Below are 16,681 nucleotides of genomic sequence, written 5' to 3' on the forward strand. Positions count from 1 at the left end.
TCGGGATGGCTGCTTCCTTCGCTCCAACGGCTGCTCATCTCCGCCTCGGTGCCTTTGCAGGCACCTGGGAAGGGGAAGAGCGTGTCGCGGCTTCGGCCTGGACGAAGGAAGGAACGGCAACCGCGCAGCTCACGGCCGAGTGTCTGTTCGGCGGATTTTTCGTCGAACAGCGCTACGTACAGATGCGGGACGGCAGCACATCGTTCGAAGCCCGGAACATTCTCGGCTTCGACGCTGCGGATCAGGCCTACAAGCTTTATCAGTTCGATACGGTGGGCTTCGTGCCCGCCGCGCCGGCCTCCGGCGAATGGATCGACGACAAGCTTGTCCTGACCAAGGTCTCGCCGCGCGGTTCGCAATGCACTCTCTTCCAGTTCGAAAATGAAGACTGCTACCGCATGGGCGTCACTTTCTCGCCCGCCGGCAGCGATACATGGCAGGAGGTCGTCAGCGGCGTCTATCGTCGCGTTGCCTCCGCGTCTTCCAACCTCTCGTAACAAAGGCCTCGCATGTCTATTCTCATCAACAAAGACACCAAGGTTCTGGTTCAGGGCCTGACCGGCAAGACCGGTACCTTCCACACCGAACAGGCGCTTGCCTATCACGGCACGAAGATGGTCGGCGGTATCCACCCCTCCAAGGGTGGTGAAACCTGGACCGGCAAGGACGGCGAAAAGCTGCCGATCTTCAAGTCCGTCGCCGAAGGCAAGGACGCCACCGGCGCCAACGCCTCAGTCATCTACGTTCCGCCGGCCGGCGCTGCTGCTGCGATCCTCGAAGCGATCGAAGCTGAAATCCCGCTGATCGTCTGCATCACGGAAGGCATTCCGGTTGCCGACATGGTCAAGGTCAAGGATCGCCTCCAGAAGTCGAAGTCGCGCTTGATCGGGCCGAACTGCCCGGGCGTGCTCACCCCGAACGAATGCAAGATCGGCATCATGCCGGGCTCCATCTTCAAGAAGGGCTCCGTCGGTGTTCTCTCGCGTTCCGGCACGCTGACCTATGAAGCCGTGTTCCAGACCACCAATGAAGGCCTCGGCCAGACGACGGCTGTCGGCATCGGCGGCGACCCGGTCAAGGGCACCGAATTCATCGACGTCCTGGAAATGTTCCTCGCCGACGACGAAACGAAGTCGATCATCATGATAGGCGAAATCGGCGGTTCGGCTGAAGAAGAAGCCGCGCAGTTCCTCAAGGACGAAGCCAAGAAGGGCCGCAAGAAGCCGATGGTCGGCTTCATCGCCGGCCGCACGGCACCTCCCGGCCGCACCATGGGCCATGCTGGCGCCGTGATTTCCGGCGGCAAGGGCGGCGCGGAAGACAAGATTGCAGCGATGGAAGCGGCAGGCATTCGCGTGTCGCCTTCGCCGGCACGTCTCGGCAAGACGCTTGTGGAAGTCCTGAAGGGCTGATCCTACCTGTAGCAAGACCCGGACGGGTAGCGGCATCCGCACATCCCGTCCGGCTTTTGAATTTGTAAGAGCAGATGTACGGTCCACGGGATCGCAGACGAAATGTGGTCGCCGGATTTCCATAAGCCGGCAAAGTAAACAAGTCGGGAGGCGGACGAGAGCGTCCGCATATCACCATGGCAAGGCAAGAAGCCAACGAGCAATTTCAAATCACCTCGTTCCTGGACGGCGCCAACGCTGCTTATATCGAGCAGCTTTATGCGCGCTACGAGGAAGACCCATCGTCGGTGGCCGACGAGTGGCAGTCGTTCTTCAAGGCACTGGAAGACAGTCCCGACGATGTGAAGAAGGCGGCCAAGGGCGCCTCCTGGCAGCGCAAGAACTGGCCGATCCAGGCAAACGGCGAACTCGTTTCCGCACTCGACGGCAACTGGGGCATCGTCGAGAAGGTCATCGAGACCAAGGTGAAGGCCAAGGCCGAAGCCGCCGGCAAGCCGACCGATACCGCCGACGTCCTGCAGGCGACGCGCGATTCCGTCCGCGCCATCATGATGATCCGCGCCTATCGCATGCGCGGCCACCTGCACGCCAAGCTCGACCCGCTCGGCATCGCTGCCGCCGTGGAAGACTACAAGGAGCTGTCGCCGGAAGCTTATGGCTTCACCGAGGCCGACCTCGACCGTAAGATCTTCATCGACAACGTGCTCGGCCTTGAATATGCAAGCGTGCGCGAGATGATGGAAATCCTCGAGCGCACCTATTGTTCGACGCTCGGCGTCGAATTCATGCATATCTCCAATCCGGAAGAGAAGGCCTGGATTCAGGAACGCATCGAGGGCGTCAACAAGGGCATCAACTTCAGCGCGGACCGCAAAAAGGCGATCCTGCAGAAGGTGATCGAATCCGAAGGCTACGAGCAGTTCCTCGACGTCAAGTTCAAGGGCACCAAGCGTTTCGGCCTCGATGGCGGTGAATCGCTCATCCCGGCGCTGGAGCAGATTCTCAAGAGCGGTAGCCAGCTTGGACTCAAGGAAGCCGTGTTTGGTATGGCCCATCGCGGCCGTCTGAACGTGCTTTCGCAGGTCATGGCCAAGCCGCATCGTGCAATCTTCCACGAGTTCAAGGGCGGCTCCTACGCGCCGGACGAAGTCGAAGGCTCGGGCGACGTCAAGTACCACCTTGGCGCTTCCTCGGACCGCGATTTCGACGGCACCAAGGTGCACGTTTCGCTGACGGCCAATCCGTCGCATCTGGAAATCGTCAACCCTGTCGTCATGGGCAAGGTCCGCGCCAAGCAGGATATGAGCGCCACCCTCTGGGATGGCGATATCATTCCGCTCTCCGAACGCGCCAAGGTCGTGCCGCTGCTGATCCATGGCGATGCCGCTTTCGCCGGTCAGGGCGTCGTGGCTGAAATCCTCGGCCTTTCCGGTCTGCGCGGCCACCGCGTCGCCGGCACGATGCACGTCATCATCAACAACCAGATCGGCTTCACCACCAATCCAGCCTTCTCGCGTTCGTCGCCCTATCCGTCCGACGTTGCCAAGATGATCGAAGCGCCGATCTTCCACGTCAACGGCGACGATCCGGAAGCGGTCGTCTATGCCGCGAAGATCGCGACCGAATTCCGGATGAAGTTCCACAAGCCGGTCGTGATCGACATGTTCTGCTACCGCCGCTACGGCCACAATGAAGGCGACGAGCCGTCCTTCACGCAGCCGAAGATGTACAAGGTCATTCGCGCCCACAAGACGGTGCTGCAGCTCTATTCCGAGCGGCTGGTCGGCGAAGGCGTGTTGACCGAAGGCGAAGTCGAGAAGATGAAGGCCGACTGGCGCGCCCATCTCGAACAGGAGTTCGAGGCTGGCCAATCCTACAAGCCGAACAAGGCCGACTGGCTGGACGGCGAGTGGTCGGGTTTGCATACGGCCGACAATGCCGACGAGCAGCGTCGCGGCAAGACTGCCGTGCCGATGAAGAGCCTGAAGGATATCGGCCGCAAGCTGTCGGAAATCCCGGCGGGCTTCCATGCGCATCGCACCATCCAGCGCTTCATGGAAAACCGCGCCGGCATGGTCCAGACAGGTGAAGGCATCGACTGGGCAATGGCGGAAGCGCTGGCTTTCGGCTCGCTGGTGGTCGAAGGCCACAAGATCCGCCTGTCCGGTCAGGATTGCGAGCGCGGCACCTTCTCGCAGCGTCATTCGGTTCTCTACGATCAGGAAACCGAAGAGCGCTACATCCCGCTCGCCAACCTGTCGCCGACCCAGGCCCGCTACGAAGTCATCAACTCGATGCTGTCGGAAGAGGCGGTTCTCGGCTTCGAATACGGCTATTCGCTGGCTCGTCCGAATGCGTTGACGCTTTGGGAAGCGCAGTTCGGCGACTTCGCCAACGGTGCGCAGGTCATCTTCGACCAGTTCATCTCGTCGGGCGAACGCAAGTGGCTGCGCATGTCCGGCCTCGTCTGCCTGCTGCCGCACGGCTATGAAGGTCAAGGTCCGGAACACTCCTCGGCCCGTCTCGAGCGTTATCTGCAGCTCTGTGCCGAAGACAACATGCAGGTCGCCAATGTCACCACGCCGGCGAACTACTTCCACATCCTGCGCCGTCAGTTGAAGCGCGATTTCCGCAAGCCGCTCATTCTGATGACGCCGAAGTCGCTGCTGCGTCACAAGCGTGCAGTGTCGAGCCTGGCGGAGATGGCGGGGGAAACCTCGTTCCATCGCCTGCTCTGGGACGATGCGGAGGTCATCAAGGACGGCCCGATCAAGCTGCAGAAGGACAACAAGATCCGTCGCGTCGTCATCTGCTCGGGCAAGGTCTATTACGATCTCCTGGAAGAGCGCGAGAAGCGCGGCATCGACGATATCTACCTGCTGCGTATCGAACAGCTCTATCCGTTCCCGGCCAAGGCGCTCATCAACGAGCTCAGCCGCTTCCGCAATGCGGAGATGGTCTGGTGCCAGGAAGAGCCGAAGAACATGGGCGCATGGTCCTTCATCGATCCTTATCTGGAATGGGTGCTTGCCCATATCGATGCCAAGTACCAGCGGGTTCGCTACACCGGCCGTCCGGCCGCCGCCTCTCCGGCGACGGGCCTGATGTCCAAGCATCTGGCGCAGCTCGCTGCATTCCTTGAGGATGCGCTGGGCGGTTAAAGCGATAGGGGTGCGCGATGGCCTATTTTCATCTGAAACTCATGCCGCCGCGCCCCAGCTTCCCACATGACGCCACAGGGGAGGAGATGGCCGCCATGCAGCAACATGCCGCCTATTGGCGCGAACATGCGGATGCCGGAACGGCTGTAGTCGTCGGTCCGGTTTTCGCGGCCGACGGTGCTTTCGGCATGGCTGTCGTCGACGTGGAAGACGCCGATGCCGCCAAGGCGCTTGGTGATGCCGATCCCGTCCTTCTCGCCGGGCTCGGTTTCCGAATCGAAATCTCGCCAATGCCCTCGATCATTCTCCGGCCATCTGCCGCTGGAAATTCCATCTAAGTTTATAACGACGAAAAATCAGGATCTGAACAATGGCCACTGAAATCCGCGTTCCTACCCTCGGCGAATCCGTCAGCGAGGCGACCGTCGGCACCTGGTTCAAGAAGGTCGGCGATGCCATCAAGGCCGATGAGCCGATTCTCGAGCTGGAAACCGACAAGGTGACGATCGAAGTTCCCGCACCCGCAGCCGGCACGCTGTCCGAAATCGTTGTCCAGGCCGGTGAAACCGTCGGCCTCGGCGCGCTGCTCGGCCAGATCAGCGCCGGCAACGGCGCTGCGGCTGCTCCGGCCCAGGCTGCCGCACCGGCTGCTGCCGCCGCGCCGGCACCCGCTGCTCCGGTTGCCGCATCGGCTTCCGCCATGCCGCCGGCCCCTGCTGCCGCCAAGCTGCTTGCCGAAAGCAATCTCTCCGCCGATCAGGTCGATGGCAGCGGCAAGCGCGGCCAGGTCCTGAAGGGCGATGTCATTGCCGCTGTTGCCAAGGCTGCCTCGGCGCCTGCCGCCGCACCGGCTGCTCCGGTTGCCGCCCGTGCGCCGACCACCGTCGAAGATGCCGGCCGCGAAGAGCGGGTCAAGATGACCCGTCTGCGCCAGACGATCGCCAAGCGCCTCAAGGATGCGCAGAACACCGCCGCCATGCTCACCACCTATAACGAGGTGGACATGAAGGCCGTCATGGACCTGCGCAATAAGTACAAGGACATCTTCGAGAAGAAGCATGGCGTGAAGCTCGGCTTCATGGGCTTCTTCACCAAGGCCGTCACGCACGCCCTGAAGGAACTCCCGGCCGTCAACGCCGAGATCGACGGCACCGACATCATCTACAAGAACTACTGCCACATCGGCGTCGCCGTCGGCACGGACAAGGGTCTCGTGGTTCCGATCGTGCGCGATGCCGACCAGATGTCGATCGCCGAGATCGAGAAGGAAATCGGCCGCCTCGGCAAGGCAGCCCGTGACGGCCAGCTCTCCATGGCTGACATGCAGGGCGGCACCTTCACCATCTCCAACGGTGGTGTCTACGGCTCGTTGATGTCCTCGCCGATCCTGAATGCGCCGCAGTCGGGCATTCTCGGCATGCACAAGATCCAGGAACGTCCGGTCGCCATCGGCGGTCAGGTCGTTATCCGCCCGATGATGTATCTGGCGCTCTCCTACGATCACCGCATCGTCGACGGCAAGGAAGCCGTGACCTTCCTCGTGCGCGTCAAGGAAAGCCTGGAAGATCCGGAACGTCTGGTTCTCGATCTCTAAGGGAGCGCTGGCTCATGTCGAAATGGCCCATGCGGACGATGCGCGGACTCTTGTGCGCCGTCGCCGCGTGGATGCCATTTTCCGCTGTCGCGGATGATTTCGACGTAGTAAAGCTCAGCGGCAATTTCGATCTGGCGTCGCTGAGCGACGCCGATCCCACCGCCCGGTCGATCACCGTCTTCCATATGGGCGATGTCGAACGGACCTCCGGCCGCATTGTCGCCAGCGATCCTCTGGCCAAGCCGAGGGGGAAATAACCATGCCGACAAACCACGCGATGGCGCGATTGGCCCCCGTGCATTGGGCGATAATGGCGTTTACAGCCATTCCTACCCCCGCGCTGGCCGATGAATGCGTGCAGGAAAAAGCAGTCTACGGCGACATGGAGAATGCCTACGAGCTGCGTTTCGAGCCGATCGGTTCCGAGGCGGCGGCCGCCAGCAACAAGTTCAAATTTACTGTGCGCAATACGCCGATCGTGGCGGATGGTGTGGTGATGCGCTCGGATGATCAACTGCGCGCCAACGGCCTGATCATGTTCAACTGCCCGGAAGGCGATGTGACGGGCGCCGATCTGCGTGCCTGCACCGTCTGGCAGGGCATGATCTATGCCTCCGACGTGACGGGCAATATCAGCGTGTTGCCGGCGGAGGGTGCTGGCGCCGCAGCGCGGCTGGTCCTGCCGGCGCTCGGACCTTCGATCCGTGAATCCTCCATCTGGGGCAAAGGCAAAGCGACCGTCGCCCCCTGGGATGTCCTGACCTTGAAAGGATGCGGCGAATGACTGGCAAATCCCCTGTTCTTCTCGTCACCGGCGGCAGCCGCGGCATCGGGGCGGCGGTTTCGATTGCCGCTGCCCGGCAAGGCTGGGCCGTGGCCGTCAATTATGCCTCGAACAAAGCGGCCGCGGACACGGTCGTCACCGCGATCCGCGATGCCGGCGGGGAGGCAATTGTGATTGCTGGCGATGTCGGCTCGCCCGAGGACATCCGGTCGATTTTCTCGGTAGTCGACGGGCATTTCGGCCGGCTGGACGGCCTCGTCAACAATGCCGGCATCGTTGACCGTGTGCAGCGTCTGGATGAGATGACGCCGGAGCGGCTCGACCGGATGTTTCGCATCAACATCACCGGCTCGTTGCTTGCGGCTGCGGAAGCCATCCGCCGCATGTCCACCCGCCATGGCGGCAAGGGAGGCGCGATCGTCAATCTCTCGTCCGTCGCGGCCACGTTGGGCGGCGGCGGACAGTATGTCGATTATGCTGCGTCCAAGGGTGCGATCGATACGTTCACGGTCGGTCTGGCGCGAGAGGTGGCGGCTGAGGGCATAAGGGTGAACGCGGTGCGGCCGGGCATCATCGATACTGAAATTCACGCGGCTGCTGGCCTGCCCGATCGGGCGAGCGCGATCGCACCGCAACTGCCGATGAAGAGGGCGGGGACGGCGGAAGAAGTCGCTGACGCCATCCTCTACCTCTTAGGCCCCCAGGCATCCTATATAACGGGCGCCATCCTCGATGTGAGCGGCGGTCGTTGATCGGAAAGGGCAGTGATCATGCAATATGTGTTGGAATTCCTCGGCCTGATGGCGGTGTTTTCGATTTTCATCGTCGCACCGGGCGCTGATTTCGCTGTCATCCTGCGCCAGAGCATCGTGCATGGCCGCCGCGCGGCCGTCATGACCGGCCTCGGCATGGGCTTCTCGCTGCTCTTCCATATCAGCTACACCATTCTCGGTCTCGGCCTCATCGTTTCGAAATCGCTGATGCTCTTCAGCCTGATCAAATGGGCCGGCGTCCTTTATCTCGCCTATCTCGGCATCAAGTCCTTCCGGGAGCCGGGCTTCAAGGTGAAGGAGATCGAGATCGGCGAGGAGGACCGCAAGCCGGTTTCCATCTGGCGCTGCCTGGCGACGGGTTTCATCACCAACGCGCTCAATCCGAAGCCGGTGCTGTTTTTCCTGTCGCTGTTTTCGACGCTCGTGCATCACGACACGCCGGCGCTGATCCAGTTTTCCTATGGCATCGGCATGGCGACGGCACTCGTCGCCTGGTTTGCCGGCGTCTCCGTCTTCTTTACCGTCAAGCCGGTCCGCGATCGCTTCATCGCCAGCGGCAAATGGTTCAACCGCATCACCGGAGCGGCACTTGTCGGCTTCGGCATCCGCCTCGCATTGGCGCGGGCGGCTGACTAACAGAGTTACAAAACAAGGAAATTAAAACCATGTCCTACGATGTGATCATTATCGGAACCGGCCCTGGCGGCTACGTCTGCGCTATCAAGGCGGCGCAGCTCGGCCTCAAGGTGGCAGTCATCGAAAAGCGCACCACGTTCGGCGGCACCTGCCTCAATGTCGGTTGCATCCCGTCCAAGGCGCTGCTGCATGCCTCCGAAATGTTCCATCATGCCGGCCACGGCATGGACGCGCTCGGCATCGAAGTCGCAGCACCGACGCTCAATCTCTCGAAGATGATGGCGCACAAGGATGCGACGGTGAAGTCGAATGTCGACGGCGTCGCCTTCCTCTTCAAGAAGAACAAGATCGATGCCTTCCAGGGCACCGGTAAGATCGTCGCTGCCGGCAAGGTTTCCGTCACGGCCGATGACGGCAAGGTGACTGAGATCGAAGGCAAGAACATCGTCATCGCCACCGGCTCCGACGTTGCTGGCATTCCGGGCGTGTCCCTCGAAATCGATGAGAAGGTGATCATTTCGTCCACCGGCGGCATCGCGCTCGACAAGGTGCCGGCCAACATGATCGTCGTCGGCGGCGGCGTCATCGGCCTCGAACTCGGCTCGGTCTGGTCGCGCCTCGGCGCCAAGGTCACCGTCGTCGAATATCTCGACACGATTCTCGGCGGCATGGACGGCGAAGTTTCGAAACAGTTCCAGCGTATGCTGGCCAAGCAGGGCGTCGACTTCCATCTCAGTGCGAAGGTCACCGGCGTCGAGAAGGTCGGCAACGGCGCCAAGGTCACCTTCGAGCCGGTCAAGGGCGGCGACAAGGTGGTGCTCGATGCCGATGTCGTGCTGGTGTCGACCGGCCGCAAGCCGTACACGGCCGGTCTCGGCCTGGAAGAGGCGGGCGTTGCCCTCGACGCCAGAGGCCGCGTCGAGATTGATGGCCACTTCAAGACCAATGTCGCCGGCATCTATGCCATCGGCGATGTGGTGAAGGGCCCGATGCTGGCGCACAAGGCGGAAGACGAGGGCGTGGCGCTCGCCGAAATCCTCGCCGGCCAGGCAGGCCACGTGAACTACGACGTCATTCCGAGCGTGGTCTACACGCAGCCGGAAGTCGCCTCCGTCGGCAAGACCGAGGAAGAGCTGAAGGCCGCGGGTATTGCCTACAAGGTCGGCAAATTCCCCTTCACCGCCAACGGCCGCGCCCGCGCGATGCTCGCGACGGATGGCTTCGTCAAGATCCTGGCGGACAAGGAGACCGATCGCGTTCTCGGCGGCCACATCGTCGGCTTCGGCGCTGGCGAAATGATCCACGAGATTGCGGTGCTGATGGAATTCGGCGGCTCGTCGGAAGATCTCGGCCGCACCTGCCATGCGCATCCGACCATGTCGGAAGCCGTGAAGGAAGCCGCCCTCGCGACCTTCTTCAAGCCGATCCATATGTAAATTATAGAGACGTATCCTTTGATGTGAGCGGCGGCGGTGATGACGGCCGCCGTTTCCTTTTGCGGGCTGTCGTGAGCGAATTGCCGCAGCCGTCGTTTGTATGTCTGGCTATACGTTGGCTATGCTACTTTGCAGAGAGTGAAACAGCAGACGACAAAATGCCGACAAAGCCCATAATGGTTAAACCACATATGCCGCATCCCGCATTGCCGGGCGCGGACTGGGCTGATTGTTACGAGCTACAGGTACAGGAATCGGATTTTACGGCAGTCGCTGCAGCGCGCACGATGTTCTGCAATTTTCCTTTTTGGGTGCGGTCGCTGCTGAAGCTGCGCGATACGGTCGTCAGTGTCTTCGGCCTGAAATCTACGGGACATCACTCCCTAAATACGTCGGAGACAATCGGCTTCTTTCCGATCGTCAGCAAATCAGAGAACCAAGTTGTTCTCGGCTTCGACGACAAGCACCTTGATTTCCGTGTCGTAATCGATGTGCGGGATGATGGTCAGGGGCGTCGACTCATCGATATAACGACGCTCGTGAAACGGAAAATCTTGCTCGGCCAGATCTATATCGCTGTGATCACGCCGTTCCATCGGTTGATTGTCGAGACAGTGCTGACTGACTTCGGCAAACGAATGGGCGCGCTCAATTCACCGCCGTTACCGTGAAACCCTGCTTGCGCAGCAACTCGACAAGACCCTGATCGCCCACGAGATGCAGCGCACCGACGGCGATGAAGGTGTTGCCCTTGGCGAGGATGGGTGCGGCGCGCTCCACCATGACCTTGTTGCGGTCGAGGATGATGCGTTGTTCGAAGGCGGCGGTATCATCCTCGGACAAATTCTGGTCCGGCACGATATTCTTCAGCATCGGTATCATCGCGCCGATATTGCCGGCGAGATAGAGGTCGGTCATGGTTTCGTTGACGTCGTTGATCTTATCGCCGAGTTCCAACGTCTGAATGAGTGATTTCAGGTGCAGTTCGATCGGCAGATCGCTCATCGCCTTGGCCTGTTCGGCCAATGTTTCCAGGCCTTTTACTTGCCTCCCGCTAGCGGCCGCATCGCTCGCAAGCTTCTGATCGAGGAACTTCATGCCGGTCGCCTTGCGGCGGACTTCGCAGCTTGTCATTTCGAAGGAACTTGAGATCAACCAGGGTTGCATGTGGGCGACGGCGGCGAGCGGCACGCCGCGCTCCTTGAGGCCCGCTTCCAGCTTGGCATTCTCTTCGGGCGACAGATGCTGGCTGATGGTCGAGCCATCGGTCAGCATGGTCAAAGACGGATTGACGAAGAGCGCTGCCGCCGCTTTTTTATCGTCAAGGATTTCGTCGGATTCGACGACGATCGTATCGGCCGCGGCACTTGCTTCGGCTACACCCTTCGGCATGGTCAGCACGCGCGCGTCGCTGACATGCATGGTGCCGAGCAACCAGGAGGGTTTCAGGTCGGGCTTTTCGATCTTCCAGAAAATGCTTTTGCCGTTCGCCACCTTGTCACCCTCGGCGAGGATCGAGGCATATTTCGCGGGATCGCTTTTCTGCAGTTCAGCCATCAGATCCTTGCCGCCGCAGCTATCGGATGCCGTCTCGTCGGCATGCGCCGGCTGCAAGCTGAGTATGGTTGTGATCAACAGAGCTGCCAGCATCAACGGAAAGGCTGCGGCGAGCCAAAGGAGAAGGTCGCCGATTGCCGGTTTCATCGACCGCATCGTCTTAGGTTCGAGGGCAGAAATCATCTAAACCTTCCGCTGGCAGAGGGCATGACTCGTAAAGCGCGAACGTGGTTTTCGCGAGACATGCGGATACATGCTTCTGCTCTATCCGCCTGAGACGCATATTCCCTTAACGCGAGAGGTTAACGCTTTCTTATGCTCGCGGATGAGCCCGATCATAGACTTCCAGCAGCCGTGATGAATCGACGCCAGTATAGACCTGCGTCGTCGAAAGGCTGGCATGGCCGAGCAATTCCTGGATCGTGCGCAGGTCACCGCCACCTGCGAGCAGATGCGTGGCGAAAGAATGGCGCAGCGCATGCGGCGTTGCCGTGTCCGGCAGCCCGAAGGCGCTGCGCAGCTTCTGCATGCCGCGCTGGATGATGCCCTGCTGCAACTTGCCGCCGCGCGCGCCGCGAAAGAGCGGACTAGCTACGTCGAGATGATAGGGGCAAAGCGCGCGGTATTTTTCCACCGCTTCGACGACGATGGGCAACAGCGGCACCAGCCGGGTCTTGTTGCCCTTGCCGGTGACGCGCAGCGCGGTCGCGCCGGGGCGCACGTCTTCTGGCGTCAAATCCAATGCTTCGGAGATGCGCAGGCCGCAGCCATAGAGCAGGGTCAGCACGGCCGTATCGCGCGCGGCGATCCAAGGCTCGTCGTGCATCTGCGCCTCGTCGCTGACAACGGTGATCGCCTGGGTATCCGACAGTGGCTTCGGCAGCGATTTCGGTTGTTTCGGCGACCGCACCGCTGCCGCGCCGGCCGCATTCACCAGCCCCTTCTTTTCGAGATAGCGCAGCAGCGACCGAAGACCGGCCAGGTTGCGCCCGAGCGAACGCGCGCCGGCGCCATCCTTGCGGCGGGCGGCCAGAAAACCGCGGAAGTCGGCGGGGCGCAACGCATGGATGTCCTTGATCGTCGCCGGGCCGCCGAGATGGCCGGTCAGAAAGGTCAGGAATTGCCGGGTATCGCGCTCGTAGGCATCCAGCGTATGGGCGGAAAGCCGCCGCTCCTCACCGAGCGTTTCCAGCCATCGGCTGCGCTCGGTCATCAACTCAGGATCGGCGATAATCAGCAACTCGTTCAGTGGAAAACCCCTTGAAATTCAAATTCCTTCTGCCACTTTGAAGGAGGGAAGGTTATGGAATCGCTAACATTCCTACTGTGCCGTGCCTCTCCTTTGTGTATGGAAAGATCGCAGTAGAACTTTTCAACTGCGTATAAGCTGTTTCTTAAATCAAAATCGATTTAGGCGGTTATACGCGAGGCGCTTTGTCATGCTTCGATCATATTCGATTGCAATAGAGTATAACCCAACCATTCAGGGCATTTCATGGCACGTCGCGGTTCGATAACTGCACTGGGACAACTTGCAGAAGCGATCGCTTTGGTGTCCCAGGGCCAGCCCGGACATATTGTCGATACGCTGATCGCCGAACGCGGTCAGAAGATCGTTCGCAACCCGCTTTGGCCGTTGATGCGGCCCTTTCTCTACACGCTGCTGCGCTACAACAAGGCGATCGAATTCGCCGACGATATCGCCAATCTGCCGGGTTTCCAGTGCTTCGAATATATGAGCGATCTGCTGCGGCTTGATATCGGGGTGACCTATGCCGAGCGCATCCCGGCTTCCGGCGGCTTCATCCTCGTCAGCAACCACCCGACCGGCATTGCCGATGGTGTCGCCGTTTTCGATCTTCTGAAGACGCGCCGGCCCGATATGATGGTTTTCGCCAATCGCGACGCCGTCCGCGTCAATCCGCGATTCGCCGAGATGATCATTCCGGTCGAATGGCGTGAGGAATATAAGAGCAAGCCGAAGACGCGCGAGACGCTGCAGCTCACCAATCGCGCCGTTGCCGAGGGCAAGGTCACCGTGCTCTTCCCCTCCGGCCGCATCGCCTATTGGGCTAACGGCAAGTTGAACGAGCGGCCATGGAAGACGTCGGCTGTCGGGCTGGCGCGCAAGTATAATCTGCCGATCCTGCCCGTGCATCTGACGGCGCGCAATTCCGGCCTGTTCTATTGGTTCGCCAAATGGTCGACCGAGCTGCGTGACATGACGGTGTTCCATGAACTCCTCAACAAGCGCGATGACCGCTTCGATTTCCTGATCGGCAATCTCATCCCCGTCGAGCATCTGGACGGCGACGTCAACGAAGTGACGAAGGCGCTGGAGAAGCACACGGTGTTCGATCTGGCGGCGGACGGAAACGCGACTTTCACGCCAATCGGTCCTCCGGTTGCGGTCGAGGATACGGCCGCGGTCGTCGCCGAACATTCCGTTTGACGGCTGTCGGCAGTTCATTGAAGCGTCTTTCGGACGATACCTGCCGAACCACTCCCGGGTTTCCTTTTATCGCCGCTCGGGGCATGGTCTGGCGCGATGACTAAAGATTCGTCCGATCTGTTCGGTGCGCTGTTTGAAGCCGCGCCCGCAAACTTGACCATGAGCCGCACGGTCCCGGTTCTGGTGCCGATGCCGGCGCCGAAGCCCTATTCCTATGCGGTGCCGGAAGGCATGGCGGTCGAGCCCGGCTCGGTCGTGCAGGTGCCGCTTGGGCCGAGGCAGGTGATCGGCGTCGTCTGGGACGGCGGTGACGAGGGCGGCGTCGATCCGAAGAAGCTGCGGCCGATCAGCCATGTCTTCGATTGCCCGCCGCTCAACAGGGAGATGCGCGATTTCATCGACTGGGTGGCCGCCTATACGCTGTCACCGCCGGGGCTGGTGGCGCGCATGGCGCTGCGTGCACCCGCAGCCTTCGATCCCGAACCGATGATCGAGGGCTTGCGTTTTATCGGCGGCACGCCGGAGCGGCTGACACCGGCCCGCGCCCGGGTCATGGAGACGGCAAATGACGGCCTGTCATGGACGCGCAGCGGGCTGGCGCATGCTGCCGGGGTTTCGACCAGCGTCATCGACGGGCTGATCACGCAGGGTATTTTCGAAACCGTATTCCTGCCGCCGCCGCCGGTCGTGGCGAGGCCAGATCCGGATTACATCGCCTCGCGGCTCGAAGGCCCGCAGCGCGAAGCGGCCGATGAAATCCTTGCCGAGGTGCGCAAGGGCGAGTTTGCCGTTTCGCTGATTGATGGCGTCACCGGCTCGGGCAAGACCGAGGTCTATTTCGAGGCGATCGCCGAGACGCTGAAGCGCGGCAAGCAGGTGCTGATCCTGCTGCCGGAAATCGCACTGACCGCCAGTTTTCTCGAGCGCTTCCAGGATCGTTTCGGCGCCAAGCCGGCCGAGTGGCATTCGGATCTGGCGCCGCGCATGCGCGAAAAAGTCTGGCGGCAAGCCGTGACCGGTGAGGTGCGCGTTGTGGCCGGCGCGCGCTCGGCGCTGTTCCTGCCCTTCGAAGAGCTGGGCTTGATCATCGTCGATGAAGAGCATGATCCCGCCTACAAGCAGGAGGATCGCGTCTATTACAATGCCCGCGACATGGCGGTCGTGCGTGGCCGGATCGGCGATTTTCCGGTGGTGCTGGTGTCGGCGACACCTTCGGTCGAGAGTCAGGTCAACGGCCAGAGCGGGCGCTACAGCACCATCCATCTGCCGACCCGCTTCGGGGATGCAGCTCTTCCGGACCTGCATCTGATCGACATGCGCCGGCATGCGCCGGAGCGCGGCGGTTTCCTCTCGCCGTTGCTGATCCGGGCGATCGGCAAGACAGTGGAGAAGGGCCAGCAGTCGCTGTTGTTCCTCAACAGGCGCGGCTATGCGCCGTTGACGCTCTGCCGTGTCTGCGGGCACCGCTTCCAATGTCCGCAATGTTCGAGCTGGCTGGTGGAACACCGTTTCCGTGGCCAGATCCAATGCCATCAATGCGGCTATGCCGAACGGACACCCGAGGCCTGCCCGGAATGCGGCACGCTCGACCATCTCGTCGCCTGCGGGCCGGGCGTCGAGCGCATTGCGGAGGAGGTCGAGCGGCATTTTCCCGAAGCGCGGACGATCGTGCTCTCCTCCGATATCATGGGCGGCGTCAAGCGGCTGCGGCTGGAACTTGAGGCTATTGCCAAGGGCGAGGCGGATATCGTCATCGGCACGCAGCTCGTCGCCAAGGGCCATAATTTCCCGCTGATGACGCTGGTCGGCATCGTCGACGCCGATCTCGGCCTTGCCAACGGCGATCCGCGTGCCGCCGAGCGGACATTCCAGCTTCTGTCGCAGGTGACCGGCCGCGCTGGGCGAACCGGCCTCAAGAGCCATGGCTTGTTGCAGACCTATCAGCCGCAGCACCCCGTCATGCAGGCGATCGTCTCCGGCGATGCCAGCGCCTTTTATGAGCGCGAGATTTCGGAGCGCGAAAGAGCCATATTGCCGCCCTTCGGCCGGCTCGCCTCGATCATCGTCTCGGCTGATACTCGGCAGGATGCCGAGACCCATGCACGCGGCATGCGCAACGCGGCGCCGCAGGTGCAGGGCATATCGGTGCTCGGGCCAGCCGAAGCGCCGCTCGCCCTGGTGCGCGGCCGCCACCGCTTCCGCCTGCTCGTGCATGGACGGCGCAACTCGGACATGCAGGGATTCCTGCGCGCTTTGCTGACACAATCTCCGAAGGAGCGCGGCTCCGTGCAGGTGCAACTCGACATCGATCCACAGAGTTTCCTGTAGTTTGGTGAAACGGCGCCTTCCCGGCGTCTTCCCCTGTTTCGCCTGTTCATGCCATAAGTCGGCCTGTTGATATGATTGATTTGGTTTAGGTTGATTTGGGGACGACCGATGGAGCTTTATTTTCCGACAGATCTCGGCGAGCAGCTTGCCTATTGCTCGGCGGCGTTTACGGCGCTCATCGGCTTCCTCGCGATGTTCGCGCCCGGCTACACCTATCGTTTCCTTAAGCTGCAGGTGCGGGAAGGGCGGCCGGAAGCCTATGCCGAGGGGCGTGCGACCGGCGGCTTCTATCTGGGCTTCGGGCTGGTTGCGATTCTGCTCGCCCAGCCGATGGTCTATCTGGCGCTCGGGGCGTCGTTTGCCGTTGCGGCCTTCGGCCGCATTCTCTCGATCATGTCGGATCGCGGAAGCTTTCTTTTGAATATTGCACTTCTGGTTGTGCAAGCGGTTTTGGCGGCTCTACCGCTTCTTTATGGCTTGGGCTATATTTGAGCGAAAATGCTCTCGCTTCGGCTGCTAATGCCTGCGCTATCCCCATAGTTTTGAAT

General features: G+C 61.3%; 16 protein-coding genes. 14 read left to right on the plus strand and 2 right to left on the minus strand.

Going from position 1 to position 16,681, the window contains the following annotated elements; genetic code table 11:
* The first annotated feature begins 5 nt into the window (after positions 1-5).
* From GGD50_RS12960 to GGD50_RS13010, 11 genes are all read left to right on the plus strand, one after another.
* On the plus strand, positions 6-497 hold the full coding sequence (locus tag GGD50_RS12960) for a DUF1579 family protein (RefSeq protein WP_107109589.1): 492 nt from the start codon (positions 6-8) through the stop codon (positions 495-497).
* 12 nt (positions 498-509) lie between these two features.
* Entirely contained in the window at positions 510-1,412 is a 903-nt protein-coding gene (gene sucD, locus GGD50_RS12965) for a succinate--CoA ligase subunit alpha (protein WP_107109588.1), read from the plus strand.
* Positions 1,413-1,588: 176 nt separating this feature from the next.
* A complete protein-coding gene (locus GGD50_RS12970) occupies positions 1,589-4,573 on the plus strand; it encodes a 2-oxoglutarate dehydrogenase E1 component (RefSeq protein ID WP_107109587.1) in 2,985 nt (994 codons plus the stop codon).
* A gap of 17 nt (positions 4,574-4,590) precedes the next feature.
* Complete coding sequence (locus GGD50_RS12975; RefSeq protein ID WP_107109586.1) at positions 4,591-4,911, plus strand: YciI family protein; 321 nt, start codon at positions 4,591-4,593, stop codon at positions 4,909-4,911.
* Between the two features lie 32 nt (positions 4,912-4,943).
* On the plus strand, positions 4,944-6,167 hold the full coding sequence (gene odhB / locus GGD50_RS12980; protein ID WP_107109585.1) for a 2-oxoglutarate dehydrogenase complex dihydrolipoyllysine-residue succinyltransferase: 1,224 nt from the start codon (positions 4,944-4,946) through the stop codon (positions 6,165-6,167).
* Between the two features lie 14 nt (positions 6,168-6,181).
* Complete coding sequence (locus GGD50_RS12985; protein WP_245407520.1) at positions 6,182-6,424, plus strand: hypothetical protein; 243 nt, start codon at positions 6,182-6,184, stop codon at positions 6,422-6,424.
* 20 nt (positions 6,425-6,444) lie between these two features.
* Positions 6,445-6,951, plus strand: a complete 507-nt coding sequence (locus GGD50_RS12990; protein WP_107109929.1) for a hypothetical protein — start codon at positions 6,445-6,447, stop codon at positions 6,949-6,951.
* Positions 6,948-7,703 carry an SDR family oxidoreductase gene (locus tag GGD50_RS12995; RefSeq protein WP_107109584.1) on the plus strand — a complete coding sequence of 252 codons (756 nt, stop codon included), beginning with the start codon at positions 6,948-6,950 and terminating at the stop codon, positions 7,701-7,703. Before GGD50_RS12990 ends, GGD50_RS12995 begins: the two co-directional genes overlap by 4 nt.
* A gap of 18 nt (positions 7,704-7,721) precedes the next feature.
* On the plus strand, positions 7,722-8,360 hold the full coding sequence (locus tag GGD50_RS13000; protein WP_107109928.1) for a LysE family translocator: 639 nt from the start codon (positions 7,722-7,724) through the stop codon (positions 8,358-8,360).
* A 29-nt stretch (positions 8,361-8,389) separates the two neighbouring features.
* A complete protein-coding gene (gene lpdA, locus GGD50_RS13005; RefSeq protein ID WP_107109583.1) occupies positions 8,390-9,796 on the plus strand; it encodes a dihydrolipoyl dehydrogenase in 1,407 nt (468 codons plus the stop codon).
* 158 nt (positions 9,797-9,954) lie between these two features.
* A complete protein-coding gene (locus GGD50_RS13010) occupies positions 9,955-10,467 on the plus strand; it encodes a DUF2867 domain-containing protein (RefSeq protein WP_107109582.1) in 513 nt (170 codons plus the stop codon).
* On the opposite strand, the gene GGD50_RS13015 is transcribed toward GGD50_RS13010, so the two are convergent.
* On the minus strand, positions 10,445-11,536 hold the full coding sequence (locus GGD50_RS13015) for a TraB/GumN family protein (RefSeq protein ID WP_107109581.1): 1,092 nt from the start codon (positions 11,534-11,536) through the stop codon (positions 10,445-10,447). The genes GGD50_RS13010 and GGD50_RS13015 overlap by 23 nt on opposite strands.
* Before the next feature lie 130 nt (positions 11,537-11,666).
* Complete coding sequence (locus GGD50_RS13020; RefSeq protein WP_107109580.1) at positions 11,667-12,602, minus strand: tyrosine recombinase XerC; 936 nt, start codon at positions 12,600-12,602, stop codon at positions 11,667-11,669.
* Between the two features lie 246 nt (positions 12,603-12,848).
* Here GGD50_RS13020 and GGD50_RS13025 point away from each other — a divergent pair, with 246 nt between their 5' ends.
* From GGD50_RS13025 to GGD50_RS13035, 3 genes are all read left to right on the plus strand, one after another.
* On the plus strand, positions 12,849-13,805 hold the full coding sequence (locus tag GGD50_RS13025; RefSeq protein WP_107109579.1) for a GNAT family N-acetyltransferase: 957 nt from the start codon (positions 12,849-12,851) through the stop codon (positions 13,803-13,805).
* Positions 13,806-13,901: 96 nt separating this feature from the next.
* Positions 13,902-16,133: a primosomal protein N' gene (locus tag GGD50_RS13030; protein WP_107109578.1), complete on the plus strand. Its 2,232-nt coding sequence runs from the start codon at positions 13,902-13,904 to the stop codon at positions 16,131-16,133.
* 108 nt (positions 16,134-16,241) lie between these two features.
* Positions 16,242-16,625: an AGROH133_08824 family phage infection protein gene (locus GGD50_RS13035; protein ID WP_107109577.1), complete on the plus strand. Its 384-nt coding sequence runs from the start codon at positions 16,242-16,244 to the stop codon at positions 16,623-16,625.
* Positions 16,626-16,681 lie beyond the last annotated feature (56 nt).

This window comes from Martinezella paranaensis (assembly GCF_014200235.1).
Classification (GTDB): Bacteria; Pseudomonadota; Alphaproteobacteria; order Rhizobiales; family Rhizobiaceae; genus Rhizobium; species Rhizobium paranaense.

Excerpts from the sequence above, each read along its gene's own strand:
- GGD50_RS12960 (WP_107109589.1), top strand. The coding sequence starts at position 6 with ATGGCTGCTTCCTTCGCTCCAACGGCTGCTCATCTCCGCCTCGGTGCC.
- sucD (WP_107109588.1), top strand. The coding sequence starts at position 510 with ATGTCTATTCTCATCAACAAAGACACCAAGGTTCTGGTTCAGGGCCTG.
- GGD50_RS12970 (WP_107109587.1), top strand. The coding sequence starts at position 1,589 with ATGGCAAGGCAAGAAGCCAACGAGCAATTTCAAATCACCTCGTTCCTG.
- GGD50_RS12975 (WP_107109586.1), top strand. The coding sequence starts at position 4,591 with ATGGCCTATTTTCATCTGAAACTCATGCCGCCGCGCCCCAGCTTCCCA.
- odhB (WP_107109585.1), top strand. The coding sequence starts at position 4,944 with ATGGCCACTGAAATCCGCGTTCCTACCCTCGGCGAATCCGTCAGCGAG.
- GGD50_RS12985 (WP_245407520.1), top strand. The coding sequence starts at position 6,182 with ATGTCGAAATGGCCCATGCGGACGATGCGCGGACTCTTGTGCGCCGTC.
- GGD50_RS12990 (WP_107109929.1), top strand. The coding sequence starts at position 6,445 with ATGGCGCGATTGGCCCCCGTGCATTGGGCGATAATGGCGTTTACAGCC.
- GGD50_RS12995 (WP_107109584.1), top strand. The coding sequence starts at position 6,948 with ATGACTGGCAAATCCCCTGTTCTTCTCGTCACCGGCGGCAGCCGCGGC.
- GGD50_RS13000 (WP_107109928.1), top strand. The coding sequence starts at position 7,722 with ATGCAATATGTGTTGGAATTCCTCGGCCTGATGGCGGTGTTTTCGATT.
- lpdA (WP_107109583.1), top strand. The coding sequence starts at position 8,390 with ATGTCCTACGATGTGATCATTATCGGAACCGGCCCTGGCGGCTACGTC.
- GGD50_RS13010 (WP_107109582.1), top strand. The coding sequence starts at position 9,955 with ATGCCGACAAAGCCCATAATGGTTAAACCACATATGCCGCATCCCGCA.
- GGD50_RS13015 (WP_107109581.1), bottom strand. The coding sequence starts at position 11,536 with ATGATTTCTGCCCTCGAACCTAAGACGATGCGGTCGATGAAACCGGCA.
- GGD50_RS13025 (WP_107109579.1), top strand. The coding sequence starts at position 12,849 with ATGGCACGTCGCGGTTCGATAACTGCACTGGGACAACTTGCAGAAGCG.
- GGD50_RS13030 (WP_107109578.1), top strand. The coding sequence starts at position 13,902 with ATGACTAAAGATTCGTCCGATCTGTTCGGTGCGCTGTTTGAAGCCGCG.
- GGD50_RS13035 (WP_107109577.1), top strand. The coding sequence starts at position 16,242 with ATGGAGCTTTATTTTCCGACAGATCTCGGCGAGCAGCTTGCCTATTGC.